A 13,818-nucleotide genomic window follows, 5' to 3' on the forward strand; every position below is an offset into this window, starting at 1 on the left:
CGCGATCCCACTTATCCTCATCTGCGGCAAGGCAGTTGAGCAGCAGCCGCTCCGCACGGGGGCGCGCAAGGGGGAGCCATGGACCTCGCAGAGATCTTCCGGGTCATGCGCCGGCGCTGGTACGTGCTGGTGCCCGGGCTGCTGCTCACGGCCGGCCTGACCGCGGGGGCCTGGTTCCTGGTGCCGGTCTCGTACCAGTCGCAGAGCACCGTCGCCATGCTCAACTCCCGCAAGGGCGCGGCCGCCGACGGCAATCCCTTCCTCAGCATGGAGCCCTCGCTCACCGGCATGGCCGACAGCCTCGCCCGCAACGTCAACTCCGATGCGGCGAAGGCGGATCTGAAGGCCGAGGGGCTGACCCTGAAGTACGAGGCCAAGATCGCCGACAACGCGCAGGGGCCGCTGCTCTGGCTCACCGTGACCGGTGAGGACCGCGACGCCGTCCTGAAGGGCAACAAGACGCTGATGGCGTTCACCGCCCAGCGCCTCAAGGAGCTCCAGGCGGACCAGAAGGTCAACCCGGAGTCCATGATCCGGATCACCACGATCGTCCCGCCGCAGACCCCCGAGCCCCAGCTCAAGAACAAGATCCAGTACCTGGTGATGGCCGCCGGCCTCGGCGTCGTCCTCAGCCTCGTGGCGACCTTCTTCGCGGAGGCCCGCCGGCGCGGCGCGAAGCCCAAGCACCGCCAGGAGCCGGACGGCCGCCAGGAGCCGGAGAACCGACAGGCCCCCGGGCCCCGGGAGGCCGCCGGGCCCGAATCGGCCGACACGCCCCGGCCCACCGCCGCCGACCTCGTCGAGGAGTCGTTCGGCGCCGAGCCCGAACCGCCCCGCGACCAGCCCACCGTCCAGCTGCCCGTGCTGCCCGTCGCCGAGCGGCGCCAGGCCAAACGCCCCCCGTCCTGGGTGAAGTGACGAGGAGTCCCCCACGTGGAATCCGGCGCCCCCGACCAGGCGTCCCTGGGAACCAAGGTCCGCTCCGCCACCCGCTGGAGCCTGATCAACACCATGGTGATGCGGCTCGGCAACTTCGCCACCGGCATCGTCCTGGTCCGCTACGTGCTCGACCCGGCCGCCTGGGGCGTCTACGGCGTCGCCCAGACCGTCCTGATGGTGCTGCTCTCCGCCAACGAACTCGGCGTCACGCTCGCCGTGGTCCGCTGGGAGGGCGACGTACGGCGCTTCGCGCCCACCGTCCTCAGCCTCAGCGCCCTCTCCAGCGGCCTGCTCTACCTCGCCCTGTTCGCCGCCGCACCGGGCGTCGCTGCGCTCCTGGGCGCGCCCGAGGCCACCGCCGTGCTGCGCGTGATGTGCCTGTGCCTGGTCCTCGACGGGCTCTCCCAGGTCCCGGCCGGCGTGCTCACCCGTGAGTTCCGGCAGGGCCGCCGGATGGTCGTCGACGCGCTCAACTTCGGCGTCAGCACCTCCGTGACGCTGGTCCTCGCCCTCCAGGGCTGGGGCGCCATGAGCTTCGCCTGCGGCGCCGTCGCCGGCAACGTGGTGGCCCTCGCCGGCTGCGCGATCGCCGCGCCCGGCATGCTCCGCTTCGGCTGGGACCCGGCCCAGGCGAGGGCACTGCTCCGCTTCGGCCTGCCGCTCGCCGGGGCCAGCCTGCTCGCCCTCGCCGTGGTCAACGCCGACGCCATGATCGTCGGCGCGGTCCTCGGCCATGTCGCCCTCGGCTACTACATGCTCGCCTTCAACATGGCCGGCTGGCCCGTCCGGGTCATCTCCGAGACCGCCCGCCGGGTCTCCTTCGCCGGCTTCTCCCGGCTCGCCGGCGACCCGAAGGCCCTCTCCGACGGATTCGCCCGCGCGCTCGGCGCCCTGATGACCGCCACCGTCCCGGCCTGCGTGCTGCTCGGCGCGCTCGCCGGGCCGCTGGTCGAGCTGGTGTACGGGGCGAAGTGGCGGCCGGCCGCCGAGGCGCTGCCCTGGCTGATGGCCCTCGGCCTGGCCCGGATCGCCGCCGAGCTCACGTACGACTGCCTGGTCGCCGTCGGCCGCCGCCGCTCGCTGCTGCTCATCCAGGGCCTGTGGCTGGTCACCCTGGTGCCGGTGCTGATCCTCGCCGCCCGGGGCGGCGGCATCGCGACCGTCGCCGCCGGACACGTCCTGGTCGCCGTGGCCGTCGTCGCGCCCGCCTTCCTGGTCGCCCTGCGGCGCGGCGGCATCGCGGCCCGCGCGCTCGCCCGGGTGTGCGTACGGCCGGTGCTCGGCGGCCTGGTGATGGCAGCGCTCCTGGTGCTGCTGCGCCAGCGCCTGGGGGAGGGGCTCGTCGCGCTGTGCGCCACGAGCCTCGCCGGACTCGTGGGTTACGGGCTCTGCGCGCTGCCCGCCCGCACACTGGTGGCCCTGACCCGGCGCCGCCGCGGCCGGGGACCCGAGGCGCCGGTCTCCGTACCGGCACCAAGACAGCCGGCCGCCCCGGCGGCGCACGAGCGATGAGGTGAGTCCCCTGGACCCGCTGGACCGAAGCGGTACGCGTCCCGGTGCCCGCACCGGCCGCCGCCGCAAGCTGTACGGAGCGGCGCTGCTCGCCGCCGTCCTGCTGTTCTCCCTGTTCACCTTCACCGGGATCGGCCAGAAGGCCCTCTGCCTCGGCGGCGCCGCCCTGTGCGACTCGCGCGCCATCACCGCCCCCGGCACCGGCAGCACGCCCGCCGGCCCCGGCGGCGGCACGACGGACGGCAAGCCGCGCACCCGGAAGGGCTGCGCGAGCCCGGGCGCCTGCGGCTATCCCGACGCCTCCACCACCGGCCCGCGGATCGCCACCCTCACCCCGCAGTCCACCGGCAACGCGGCCATCCGCACCGACGGCACCGTGATCAAGGGCTGGGACATCACCGGCTCCCTCGACATCTACGCCAACGACGTCACCGTGATCGACAGCCGGATCACCTCCACCAACTGGTGGGGCATCAACCTGCGCCCCGGCTTCTCCGGCCTGCGCGTCCTGCACTCCACCATCACCGCCGTCCCCGGCAAGGGCCCCGACAACGGCGGCTCCGACTACGCCGTCTCCAACATGAGCACCAGCTCGGTCGAGGTCGCCTTCTGCGACGTCTCCCGGTTCGGCGACGCCCTGTCCATGGGCCAGGGCAACCTGCACGACAACTACGTCCACGACATCGCCGCGTACCACAACCTGGACGGCCAGTGGCAGCACACCAACGCCGTCATCAGCAACGGCGGCGGCAAGGGCAAGCTGATCATCCGGCACAACACGCTGCTCAACCCGGTCCCGGTCGAGCAGGGCGCCTCCGCCGCCGTCGGCCTCTTCGCCGACAGCGCGCCCGTCACCCATACGGTCGTCGACGACAACTGGCTGGCGGGCGGGGCCTACAGCCTCTACGCCGGCGGCAAGGACTCCACCGGCGTCGAGGTGACCGACAACGTCTTCTCGCCCCAGTACTACCCGACGGCCGGCCGGTACGGGCCCGTCGCCTACTGGAACGCCGCGGGCAAGGGAAACGTGTGGCGCGGCAACCGGATGGCGGACGGGACGCCCGTCGTGGCCACGGCTCAGTGAGCCGTCCGCATCCATAGATCACGAGGTCGTGAGATCACCTGATAAATCCCCCTGAGACGACTACGGTTGGCCGTGACCCCACCCGCCTTCCCGACCACAGGTGGTATGCGATGTCCGGCCTCCGTGCCCTCCGCAATCGATTCGTCGACGCTCCCGACTCGCTCGGCGAACGATTCCGCGCGGCCCGCTGGGAGCGGTTCCGCTCCTGCTTCCCCGGCATCGAGGGCATGCGGGTGGTGGACCTCGGCGGCACGGCCTCCAACTGGGAGCGCTCGCCGCTGCGGCCGAAGCACGTGCACCTGGTGAACCTGGAGGAGCACCCGCCCGGCCTGCCCGAGTGGATCACCGCCGAGATCGCCGACGTGACCGACCCCGGGATCCCCGCCAAGCTCGGCGAGTTCGACCTGGTCGTCTCCAACTCCACCATCGAGCACGTCGGCGGGCCCAGCCAGCGCCGACGCTTCGTCAGCGCCATCGAGCAACTGGCCCCGCTGCACTGGGTGCAGACCCCCTACCGCTACTTCCCGGTCGAGCCGCACTTCCTCGCCCCCGGCTTCCAGTTCCTGCCGCTCGCCGCCCAGGCCAAGCTCGTCCGGCACTGGCCGCTCACCCACAGCAAGCCCGCCACGCCCGAGGCGGGCATGGACGCGGTCATCAACATCGAGCTGCTGACCCGCGCCGAGATGAGCTACCTCTTCCCCCGGTCCGTGATCCTCAGCGAGCGGGTCGCCGGGCTCACCAAGTCCCTGACGGCCGTCCGCAACCGCGCCTGATGCGCAGGCTCCTGCGGGCTCCCTGGGAACTGCTCAAGCTGCGCTTCGGCTGGCTCGTCCTGTACGAGCTGCGCAACAAGGCCCTGCTCGCGCCGACGGCCTGGCGGCTGCGCCGCTTCGAGGACGCCGAGACCGCCCGGCTCGCCAGGGTCCTCGGCCGCCCGCCCGCGGCGCGGGTCGCCACCGTCATCGCCACCCACCGGCGCCCGGAGGCCCTCCTGAGGGCCGTCCGCTCGGCCCTGGAGCAGTCCGTGCGCGACCAGGTCGTCCTGGTCGTCGACGACGGCGCCGGACTGCCCGAACTCCCGGCCGACCCACGGCTGTTCGCCGTCTCCCTGGCGCGCAACACCGGCGTCGCGGGCGTCGTGCGCAACGTGGGCGTCCGGCTTACCTCCTCGGCGTACGTCGCCTTCCTCGACGACGACAACCTGTGGGAGCCCGAGCACCTGGAGGAGGCCCTGACCGCCCTGGAGGCGCCCGGCGGCCCCGACGCCGTCTACACGGCGCTGCGCCGGGTCCGGCCCGACGGCACCGACGTGGACGTCCTGTCCGTGCCCTTCGACCGGCGCCGGGCCGCCCACCAGGCGTTCCTCGACACCAACGCCTTCGTCGCCCGCCGCACCCCGGCCCTGCACTTCAGCCGGCTGCGGCGGACCCCGGAGGTGCTGCCCCGGGAGGACTGGGAGCTCATCCGCCGCTACGCCCGCACCCACCGGGTCGCCCACCTCGCCCGCCCCACCGTGCGCTACCTGGTGAACCCGGGCAGCTTCTACACCTCGTGGGGCGACTGAGGCCGCCCGAGCAGCGCGCCCACGGCCGCCCGCGCGGGCGGCCGTCCCAGGGCGGCCCGGGACGCCTCCCGCAGCAGCACCGCGCCGCGGAAGGCCGCCGTCGCGGCGAGGCCGTGGCGGCGCCGGTAGAGCCGGACCCGGTTCGACACGAGCAGCGACCACAGCCGCGGCGAGACCCGCGAGTCGCCGCCCAGGTGCGTGGCCCGGGCCCCGGGCTCCAGGCGGGTGCGGTGGCCGAGGTCACGGGCCCGCAGGCAGTACTCGGTCTCCTCCGAGTACAGGAAGAACGACTCGTCCCACGGACCGCACTCCTCCACGCACTCCCGCGACAGCGCCATCAGCGCCCCGGTCGCCCAGTCGGCCGTCGTCGGCTTCTCGTACGCGGCGGGCGTGGTGACCAGCTCGCTCCAGCGCGGGAAACGGCCGGCCCGGGTGTTGCCCGCGACGGCCTCGCCGAGCGCCCGGGTCAGGCTGGACTCCCGGCGCAGCGAGTGCACCAGCTCGCCGTCCTCCTCGTACAGCAGCGGTACGGAGATCCCGACCCGGGTGCCGTCGGGCAGCGGGCTGCCGAGCGCGGCCACCAGCCTCGCGGCGCAGCCCTCGGCCATCCGGATGTCCGGGTTGCAGATCAGCACCGCGCCATGGCCCTCGGGCCAGGCGCCGGCCGCGCGCAGGGCCGCGTTCACGCCGAAGGCGTAGCCGCCGTTGCGGCCGGTCTCCACGATCGTCGCCCCGGGCACGTGCTTGCGGACCACGGCGACCGTGTCGTCGGCGGAGTCGTTGTCGGCGACGACCAGCCGCCACTCCAGGCCCGCCATGCCCGCCGGGAGCGAGGCGAGGAAGCCGGGCAGCACCTCGGCGCTGTTCCAGGTGACGACGACGACGGCGACCGGGCCGGCGACCTTCTGGCTGTGCATCAGATCTCCACGAGACGAGGGGAGTCGGGCGTACGAGCGGACGGCAGGGGCGCCTCGGCGAGAGCCGCCTCCCGGCGCACGAAGCCGAGGCAGCTGCCGCCCGCGCCGAGCAGCAGGAAGAACACGCCCGCGAACATCGGGAAGCTGAGCGTGTCGAAGGTGGCGCTGATCACCAGGGCGACCATCGCCGAGGCGAAGAACGCCTGGCCCAGCTCGCGGTCCGACTCGGTCCGGGCGAGCCGCCGGATCGAACCGCCCTGGTGCACACCGGTCAGCCCGAGCAGCAGCAGACAGGCCACCCCGACGGCGCCCAGCTCGGCGAGCGTGAGCAGATACTGGTTGTCGGTGAAGAAGTAGCGCTCCGGCGTGAAGGTGCCGAAGCCCCGGCCGAACACCGGATCCTGCAGGAAGTACTCGTAGATCTTCGGGTACTTGATGGTGCGCGCCTGGGTGCTGCTGTCGGCGTTGTTCAGGCTGCCCGAGAACAGCCCGGTGATCGTGCCGATCAGCCCCGGCACGAGCACCTTGAACACCGCCACCGAGCCGAAGAGGATGCCGATCGTCGTCCAGCGCCGCTCCGGCTTCCACCGCGGCACCATCACCAGGGCCACGATCGCGATGCCGATGATCGACGTCCGCGACACCGTCAGCGGCAGCCCGCCGCCGAGCAGCGCCACCGGCGCCCAGCGCTTGAACCCGCCCAGGTGCCGGCGGGCCGGGTCGAAGGCGTGCCAGACCGCGAACGGCAGCAGGATCGCCAGCATGCCGCTGAACTCCAGCGGATGAGCGGTGAGCGAGCGCGGCCGGGTGAAGGAACCGCGGTCCATCACGTTGACGCTCGCCGTACTGGAGTTGAGGCCGGGGATGCGCAGCGAGTCCGCGATGTTGGTGCCGGTGAAGAAGTCGTACAGGCCGAGCGCGGCCACGATCGACCCCATCACGACCAGCCGGCGCAGCAGCACGTCGAGCCGGTCGCGGTCCTGGATGCCGGCCGTCGTCAGCACCACCAGCGACACCCACACCAGGAGCACGATCAGCCCGCGGTCGGCCGCCAGGATCTCCTTCTGCGAGCTGATCCGGTCCTGGTTGGCGATGTAGGACAGGAGCACCGTCACGGCGACCACGAACATCACCGTGCGCATGGTGCGGGTGCCGGGCGCCGGCGCGAGGCGTCCGCTGCACCAGGTCGCCAGGTACCAGAACAGGCCCAGCAGCGCGAACACGTTCGCCGGGGTGCCCGCGCCGCCGAGCGCGGGCAGCGCCAGGTTGGACGGCAGGAACAGCGCGAGGGCCAGATAGCCGGTGAGGACGGCGGTGGCGTCGAGCGGCCTGGTCAGCAGTCTGCGGACCCGGCCCGCGCCCGGCCGCGGCGCCGGGGGAGCGGGCTCGGGCAGCCCCTTCGTACGCCGCCGGGCCGCCGCCCAGGTCTCCACCACGAACGACAGCAGGAACGCGCCGGTGAGACCGAAGACCACCACGGCGGCCGTCTTCTGGTAGCGCGACTTGGGCTCCGACACGGGCCGCTGCGGCGGCACGATCCGCGCCGACTGCACGTAGTAGCCGTCCGGCACCTTCGCCTGCCGCTGCAGGAACTGCAGCTGCTCGGTCGCGTAGTCGGTGATCTGCCGCGTCTCGTCCAGGACCTTGACCCGGTCCTCGCCTTTGACGGTCACCGTCAGGAGCGGCCCCTCGGCCTGCGCGGCGAAGTCGACCGCGTACTCGTCGGTGATGCCCCTGCCGACTAAAACCTGGGCCGTCTCGGGCGACTGCAGCGCCCGGATCAGCACGTCGGCCGTGCTGATCAGCGAACCGCTCACATAGGCCAGCGGGTTGCCGAAGCTGGGCGCCGGCTTGGCGACCTTCGCCGAGTTCAGCAGGGCCAGCTGGCTCTGCGACTCGTACGTCACGGGAACGGTCGTGTAGAGGTATCCGCCCGCGACCAGACTGAGCAGGGTCAGCGGCACCATGACGTACCAACGCCCGCGCAGGACGCGGAAGATCTCGGCGATGCTCACGAACCCTCCCCCGGTTCCCCTCGGTGCTGCCAGTATCGGTCCTGATGGAAAGAGACGTGCTCACTCCCGAGGGACTGGCCCGCGTGCTGCTGCGCCGCTGGTACGTCCTGCTGCTCGCCGCGCTCGTCACCGGGGCCGGCTGCTATCCGGCGCTGCGGCCCGCGCCGCGCTACCAGAGCTCGGCCGTGCTCGTGGTGAAGCCGCCGCGCACCGACAGCCAGCCCAACCAGCTGACCAACCTCCAGCCCTCGCTGGCCATGGTGTCCTTCGCCGTGGTCCAGCAGCTGCAGTCGCCCGCCGGACGACGGGAGCTGAAGGAGGCCGGAGTGCACGGCACCTACCGGCTCACGCCCCGCAACAGCGGCACCAGCGCCACCCCGTACTACTCGATCCCCACCCTCCAGGTGGAGGCCGAGCAGACCGCGCCCGAGGACGCCGACCGGGTCGTCCAGGCCATCATCGGCGTCTACAGCCGGCATCTGACCGCCCTCCAGACGGCGCAGCACGTGCCGGGCTCGACCATGCTCACCGTCGACCTGGTGAACCGGCCGGGCACCGTCGCGCTGCCGCCCAACCGCACCCGGGCCGTCGCCGGAGTGGGCGCGCTCGGCACCCTCGCGGGCGTGATGGCGGCGCTGTGGACCGAGCGGTACGCGACGGCCCGCGGGCGCCGCCGGGACCGGGACTGACATCGCGGGTGGCTTCCGGCGGGCTCAGCGCGCCGCACCGGACTCCGTGAGCCGCCCGTCCCGCTCCTCGTACAGCGCGCCCGTCTCCGGGCAGACCCACACGCCGGACCGTTCCGGGTGCGCGGTGAGCCGCACGCCCGCCCGCCCGACCCAGCCGGTCTGCCGGGCCGGCACGCCCATCACCAGGGCGAAGTCGGGCACGTCGGCGGTCACCACCGAGCCGGCCGCGACCAGGGCCCAGCGGCCGATGGTCACCGGCGCGACGCACACCGAACGGGCGCCGACGGCGGCGCCGTCGCCGATCCGCACGGCCACCGGCTCCCAGTCGCCGCCGCGCTTCAGCTTCCCGTCCGGGTCCACGGCCCGCGGGTTGTGGTCGTTGGTGAGGACCACCGACGGGCCGACGAACACGCCGTCGCCGAGGACCGCGGGCTCGTACACCAGGGCGTAGTTCTGCAGCTTGCAGTTGTCGCCGATGGTCACGCCGGGACCGACGTACGCCCCCCGCCCCACCACGCAGTTCTCGCCGAGTCGGGCGTCCTCGCGGATCTGGGCGAGCTCCCACACGCTGCTGCCGGCGCCGACGACGGCCTTCTCGTCGACCTGGGCGGTGGGCTGGACCCGGTAGTTCACGGGTGTTCCTTTCGGAGAGGAGGAATCTGTCGGAAGAGGGCCCCGGCCGTGGTCCGCCGGACACCCCCTAGATGCCGCGGCGCTTCCAGGACCGCCACCACAGCCACTCGCGGCCCCGCTCGGCCACCGCCGACAGGATCAGCGGCTGGAGGTACGGCATGGTCCGGGCGCCGATCCGGCGGCGCAGCCGGAGCGCCCGGTACTCCGGCAGGGTCTCGGCGTCCGCGCGGCACTCGCGCGCGAAGGCCACCAGTTCGTCCACCGGCACCACGCCGGTGCGGCCCCGGTCGTACGCCCGGTAGGCGCGCCGCAGGGCCTGGCGGGCGAGCCGGGTGTCGACGAGGGAGGCGAGGCGCTCGGCCTGCGGGAGCAGGTCGGCGCACTTGTCGAGGACGGCGTTGAAGGCGGCCCGGCGCTGGCGGATGTCGTCGAGCTGGCCGCCGAAGTCGGTGGTCGACATGTTGTCGCCGTGGACGCGGTAGTAGGCCTGGTCGGCGCCCTGGACGTAGCCGACGTCGGCGTGCGCGGCGAGCCGCATCCACATCTCGATGTCGCCGGCGTGCGGCAGCGCGGGGTCGTAGCCGCCGACCTTCCGCTGCAGGCTGGTGCGGACGACCACCTCGGGAGAGGTGATGCATCCGGTGCCCTCGCGGAAGCGGCGCTCCAGCCACCAGTGGCCGGGGTAGACCACGGAGCCGGTGCTCTCGGTACGGGCCGCCGGGAGCGGTCCGCCGTGCCGGAAGCGCAGCGGCCGGCCGTAGCAGAAGCCGGCGTCCGGATGGGCGTCGAGCAGGGCCGCGGCGCGCACCAGCGCCCCGGGGACCAGCCGGTCGTCGGCGGAGAGCAGCACGACGTAGTCGCCGTCCGCCCATTCGAGCAGGCCCTCGTTGTAGGTGGCGATGTGGCCCTTGTTGGTCTCGTGGACCCGCACCTCGATCCTCGGGTCGGAGGCGGCCAGTTTCCTGGCCACCTCCGCCGAGTCGTCGGGGGACGCGTCGTCGATGATCAGCACCCGCACGTCGAGGCCGGGCTGTTCGTCGAGCACGCTGCGTACGCAGTCGGCCAGGAAGTGGCCGTACTTGTAGCAGGGTATGACGACGCTGACTGAACTCATGTGCTGCGTTCCCCGTATTCGGTCGGTTGTCGCTGATCGGTCGGGTCAGCCGGTCGTGAAGACCGGGCCGACCCAGTAGTTGGTGGCGTTGTAGGAGCTGTTCGGGAAGGAGGCGGAAGTGCCGTACCTGTAGACGCCGTTGGCGCTTCCCGGTCCGTCGGCGGGTGCCGTCAGCGGGTAGTTGAGGTGGGCGCTCGCGAAGTAGCCGCCGTCCGAGGCGTAGTTGCCGTTGGGGGCGTGGTACGACACCACGTAGCGGGTGCCCGCCGTGATGGAGACCGGCGTGGCGAAGGTGAGCGTCTGCCAGCCGGAGGCCGTCTCGCCGGTGAAGGTGCCGGTGGCGAGGAGGGTGCCGCCGTCGGTCCACAGGCTGCCGGTGTGGGTGCCGGTGTTGCCCGCGCCCTTGTAGAAGGTGACGCCGGTGACCTTGCCGGCCAGGGCCGACTCGAAGCGGGTGCCGACCTCCAGGGAGTTGGTGTCACTGGTCTCCGAGGCCCGGGCGGGCACCGCGTCGGCGCTCCACAGGGTGCACGGGCAGGTCGCCGGCGGCGGGGTGGTGCTGGTGGTGAAGGTCCAGGTCACCGGCGCCCCCATCGCGTTGCCCCACAGGTCGGCGGCCTGCACGGACGCCGTGTAGACGGTGCCGAGCGCGAGCTGCGAGGAGAGCGTGAACGCGGCGGTCTTGCCGTCGCCGCTCAGGGTGGCCCGGCCGGGGACGGCGGTGCCGTTCGGGTCCTTCACCGTGAAGACCAGGCTGTCGCCGTCCAGGGCCTCGCTGAAGGTGGCCGACAGCGGCGCGGTGGGCGAGACGCCCGTGGCGCCCGCGGCGGGGGTGCGGGCGGTGACGACCGGCGGCGCGGTGCTGGCCGTGCCGGTCTCCAGGACGGCGTCCACCCAGTAGTTCGCGCCGCTCGACGCCTGCGACGGAAAGCCGCTGGTGCTGCCGTACTTGTAGACGCCGTTGCCGCCGTCCGTGCCGGACTTGAGCGCGGTGAGCGGGGCGAGCCCCGCGTCCTTCGCGGCGAAGTAGTCCGCGTCGTAGGCGTAGCCGCCGTTCGGCGCGAAGTACGAGGCGACGTACGTGGTGTTGGCCTTCACGGGCACCGGGCTGGCGAACTTCATCTGCTGCCAGCCCGACGCGGTCTCGCCGGTGAAGGTGCCGGTGGCGAGCAGCTGGCCGGAGGACGACCACAGGCTGCCCTTGTGGGTGCCGGTGTTGACGCTCGACTTGTAGAAGCGGATGCCGGTGATGGTGCCGGGCGCCGTGGTCCGGATCTTCACGCCGAGCTCGACGGAGCTGCCGTCGCCGCCGTTGGCCAGGCCGGGCGCCGCCGAGGCGGGCCACACCGTGCACGGGCACTTCTGCGCGTCGACGGTGAGCGGCACGGTGGTCGCCGCGCCGATGTTGACGCTGTCGTCGACGGCGCGGACCTTCAGCGTGACCGGGCCCTGGGCCATCGGCGTCCAGGTGTAGCGCCAGGAGCCGGTGCCGTCGGCGGCGTGCCAGGTGGTGCCGCCGTCCGTGGACACCTCCACCCGGGCGACCACGCCGCCGCCGCTGTCGGAGGCGGTGCCGGTGACCGTGACCTGCTGGAGCGCCGGGACCGAGCTGTTCGGGGCCGGGCTGGTGACGGTGACGGCGGGGCCGGTGGTGTCGGTGGAGGCGGTGGCCGGGACGAGGTCCGTCTGCAGCGTCTTCGGCTGCAGGCCCATGTCGGCGAGGACGTTCACGGTCGCCTGCTGCATCCGCTTGTCCTCGGTGACCACGGCGCCGGCGGGGTCGGCCGTCGGCACGTTGGTCAGGCCCCAGGACCACTGCACGGTGCCGGTGCCGAAGACCAGGGCCTTGGAGGTCGGGTCGCGGAAGGCGACCAGGCTGTGCGTGGCGGTGCCGTTGCCGTAGTTGTTGCCCCAGTCCTGCAGGTACTTGCCGTCCTGGATGTCGACCGACGTCGACGACAGCCGGATCGCGCCCTCGGGGCGGGAGGCGTTCTCGACGTCGGAGTCCCACTCGTAGCCGAGGGTGCCCTTGGGGAAGGTGGCGACCTGGCTGCCGGTCAGGCCCGCGACCGAGGTGTTGCGCCACAGCCGCATCTTCCCGTACGCGGCCGGGACGGTGATGGCGTCACTGCGGTAGCCGTTCACCTGGAACATGGAGCCGGTCAGGATGTTCATCGGCCGGTAGGGCGCGCCGCCCTTGGTGCTGTCCGGGTCCATCCAGGTGCCGGTCCACTGGGTGCTGGGGTCCGGGACGCCGTTGGGCGTCGGGAACTTCAGCTTGGTCTCCTTGTAGCAGACCAGCGTGCGGTCGGCGGTGTGGCTCAGGTCCATGCTCGGTTCGAGCCGGGTCTTCCAGAAGATCTCGTTGCCCGCGAAGTACGTCTGGTGCTGGCCGCCCCTGCGGGCGTTGAGCACGTTGGTGAACTGCTCGCCCGTCCAGTACTCGTCGTGCCCCTGCGACATGTACATCTTGTGCTTCGGCAGGATCGTGGCGCCCCGGGTGGCGACGTCGATGCCGGAGGCGTAGCTCAGGTCGTAGCCGTTGCGCTCCAGCCACGCGATCATCTCGAACTCGGAGCCGTAGATGCCGTTGTCGCCGCTGATGTCCATCGGACGGTTGTAACTGACCTTGTACGCCCGCCCGTCGGGCGCCGGTCCGTCACCGTCGTAGAGGTTGGCCCCGCCCCACTTGTTGTACGCCTGCCAGGTCTGGTCCGAGGTCTGCACGAGGATGTCGGACGTGCTGGAGTCGTTGCGCACGACGAAGGGGTACGGCATGACGCCGTTGCCGTTGTCCTGGTCGAAGTTGGCGATGTACAGGCCTGAGACGGCGTCGCTCGGCACCGACCAGGAGGCCGTGGTGGGCCAGTTGCCGCAGTCGAGCAGTCCGGTGCCGGAGTCCTTCAGGCAGTCCATCCGCCTGGTGAGGTAGTTGGCGGGGTAGATCTGCGCGGACTGGGCGTCCGTGGAGACCTGCCGGGCGCCGTCGCCGCCGTACCAGCCGAGCCGGAAGATCCGGACGTGGTACGCGGCCGGGGACTGGACCTTGAACTGGATCGTCTCGCCGGGCTGGACGCTCATCTTCGTCGCGAACCCGGCGATGTCACCGTAGTTGTTGCCGGAGAACCAGTCGGACATGGGCGTGCCCGGCTTGGAGTTCTCGCACACGATCGGATTGCTGCCGGCGCCGCACGGATCGGCGAGGGCGCTCGCCACCCCGGCGGATGGCAGGAAGATCGCGGTCAGCGCCGCGGCCAGGGCGAACACGGCGCCTCTGACCCGACGGTAGTGCTTTTGCATCGCTGTACCTTTCACGGGCAGTACAGGTGTCCCGGACCGGCGTTCTCACGT

Annotated in this window: 11 protein-coding genes; 6 read left to right on the plus strand and 5 right to left on the minus strand. The window is 72.3% G+C overall.

Features of this window, described 5'->3' with window-relative positions; genetic code table 11:
* Nucleotides 1-78: 78 nt before the first annotated feature.
* From ACFYU9_RS15290 to ACFYU9_RS15310, 5 genes are all read left to right on the plus strand, one after another.
* The gene (locus tag ACFYU9_RS15290; RefSeq protein WP_389344950.1) at nucleotides 79-918 is read left to right on the plus strand and encodes a chain length determinant protein; all 840 of its coding nucleotides are present in this window, start codon (nucleotides 79-81) and stop codon (nucleotides 916-918) included.
* Between the two features lie 15 nt (nucleotides 919-933).
* On the plus strand, nucleotides 934-2,451 hold the full coding sequence (locus ACFYU9_RS15295) for an oligosaccharide flippase family protein (protein WP_389344952.1): 1,518 nt from the start codon (nucleotides 934-936) through the stop codon (nucleotides 2,449-2,451).
* A gap of 1 nt (nucleotide 2,452) precedes the next feature.
* Nucleotides 2,453-3,535: a hypothetical protein gene (locus ACFYU9_RS15300; protein WP_389344954.1), complete on the plus strand. Its 1,083-nt coding sequence runs from the start codon at nucleotides 2,453-2,455 to the stop codon at nucleotides 3,533-3,535.
* Nucleotides 3,536-3,645: 110 nt separating this feature from the next.
* On the plus strand, nucleotides 3,646-4,308 hold the full coding sequence (locus tag ACFYU9_RS15305) for a class I SAM-dependent methyltransferase (protein WP_389344956.1): 663 nt from the start codon (nucleotides 3,646-3,648) through the stop codon (nucleotides 4,306-4,308).
* The gene (locus tag ACFYU9_RS15310; protein ID WP_389217580.1) at nucleotides 4,308-5,099 is read left to right on the plus strand and encodes a glycosyltransferase family 2 protein; all 792 of its coding nucleotides are present in this window, start codon (nucleotides 4,308-4,310) and stop codon (nucleotides 5,097-5,099) included. Before ACFYU9_RS15305 ends, ACFYU9_RS15310 begins: the two co-directional genes overlap by 1 nt.
* On the opposite strand, the gene ACFYU9_RS15315 is transcribed toward ACFYU9_RS15310, so the two are convergent.
* Nucleotides 5,078-6,016 (minus strand): glycosyltransferase family 2 protein, encoded by a 939-nt coding sequence (locus ACFYU9_RS15315; RefSeq protein ID WP_389344957.1) that lies wholly within the window; start codon nucleotides 6,014-6,016, stop codon nucleotides 5,078-5,080. The genes ACFYU9_RS15310 and ACFYU9_RS15315 overlap by 22 nt on opposite strands.
* Nucleotides 6,016-8,031 (minus strand): O-antigen ligase family protein, encoded by a 2,016-nt coding sequence (locus ACFYU9_RS15320; protein WP_389217585.1) that lies wholly within the window; start codon nucleotides 8,029-8,031, stop codon nucleotides 6,016-6,018. The genes ACFYU9_RS15315 and ACFYU9_RS15320 overlap by 1 nt, the downstream gene beginning before the upstream one ends.
* A 56-nt stretch (nucleotides 8,032-8,087) precedes the next feature.
* Here ACFYU9_RS15320 and ACFYU9_RS15325 point away from each other — a divergent pair, with 56 nt between their 5' ends.
* Nucleotides 8,088-8,720 carry a hypothetical protein gene (locus tag ACFYU9_RS15325; RefSeq protein WP_389217588.1) on the plus strand — a complete coding sequence of 211 codons (633 nt, stop codon included), beginning with the start codon at nucleotides 8,088-8,090 and terminating at the stop codon, nucleotides 8,718-8,720.
* A gap of 24 nt (nucleotides 8,721-8,744) precedes the next feature.
* On the opposite strand, the gene ACFYU9_RS15330 is transcribed toward ACFYU9_RS15325, so the two are convergent.
* The 3 genes from ACFYU9_RS15330 to ACFYU9_RS15340 form a co-directional block, all read right to left on the minus strand.
* On the minus strand, nucleotides 8,745-9,353 hold the full coding sequence (locus ACFYU9_RS15330) for an acyltransferase (RefSeq protein WP_389344959.1): 609 nt from the start codon (nucleotides 9,351-9,353) through the stop codon (nucleotides 8,745-8,747).
* A gap of 67 nt (nucleotides 9,354-9,420) precedes the next feature.
* Complete coding sequence (locus ACFYU9_RS15335) at nucleotides 9,421-10,467, minus strand: glycosyltransferase family 2 protein (protein ID WP_389217594.1); 1,047 nt, start codon at nucleotides 10,465-10,467, stop codon at nucleotides 9,421-9,423.
* A 45-nt stretch (nucleotides 10,468-10,512) separates the two neighbouring features.
* A complete protein-coding gene (locus ACFYU9_RS15340) occupies nucleotides 10,513-13,767 on the minus strand; it encodes a DUF4082 domain-containing protein (RefSeq protein WP_389344961.1) in 3,255 nt (1,084 codons plus the stop codon).
* Nucleotides 13,768-13,818 lie beyond the last annotated feature (51 nt).

The sequence above is a fragment of the Streptomyces sp. NPDC004327 genome (genome assembly GCF_042873935.1).
In the GTDB taxonomy this organism is placed as follows: Bacteria; Actinomycetota; Actinomycetes; order Streptomycetales; family Streptomycetaceae; genus Streptomyces.

Coding starts and splice junctions, on each gene's coding strand:
- ACFYU9_RS15290 (WP_389344950.1), top strand. CDS start 79: ATGGACCTCGCAGAGATCTTCCGGGTCATGCGCCGGCGCTGGTACGTG.
- ACFYU9_RS15305 (WP_389344956.1), top strand. CDS start 3,646: ATGTCCGGCCTCCGTGCCCTCCGCAATCGATTCGTCGACGCTCCCGAC.
- ACFYU9_RS15310 (WP_389217580.1), top strand. CDS start 4,308: ATGCGCAGGCTCCTGCGGGCTCCCTGGGAACTGCTCAAGCTGCGCTTC.
- ACFYU9_RS15315 (WP_389344957.1), bottom strand. CDS start 6,016: ATGCACAGCCAGAAGGTCGCCGGCCCGGTCGCCGTCGTCGTCGTCACC.
- ACFYU9_RS15335 (WP_389217594.1), bottom strand. CDS start 10,467: ATGAGTTCAGTCAGCGTCGTCATACCCTGCTACAAGTACGGCCACTTC.
- ACFYU9_RS15340 (WP_389344961.1), bottom strand. CDS start 13,767: ATGCAAAAGCACTACCGTCGGGTCAGAGGCGCCGTGTTCGCCCTGGCC.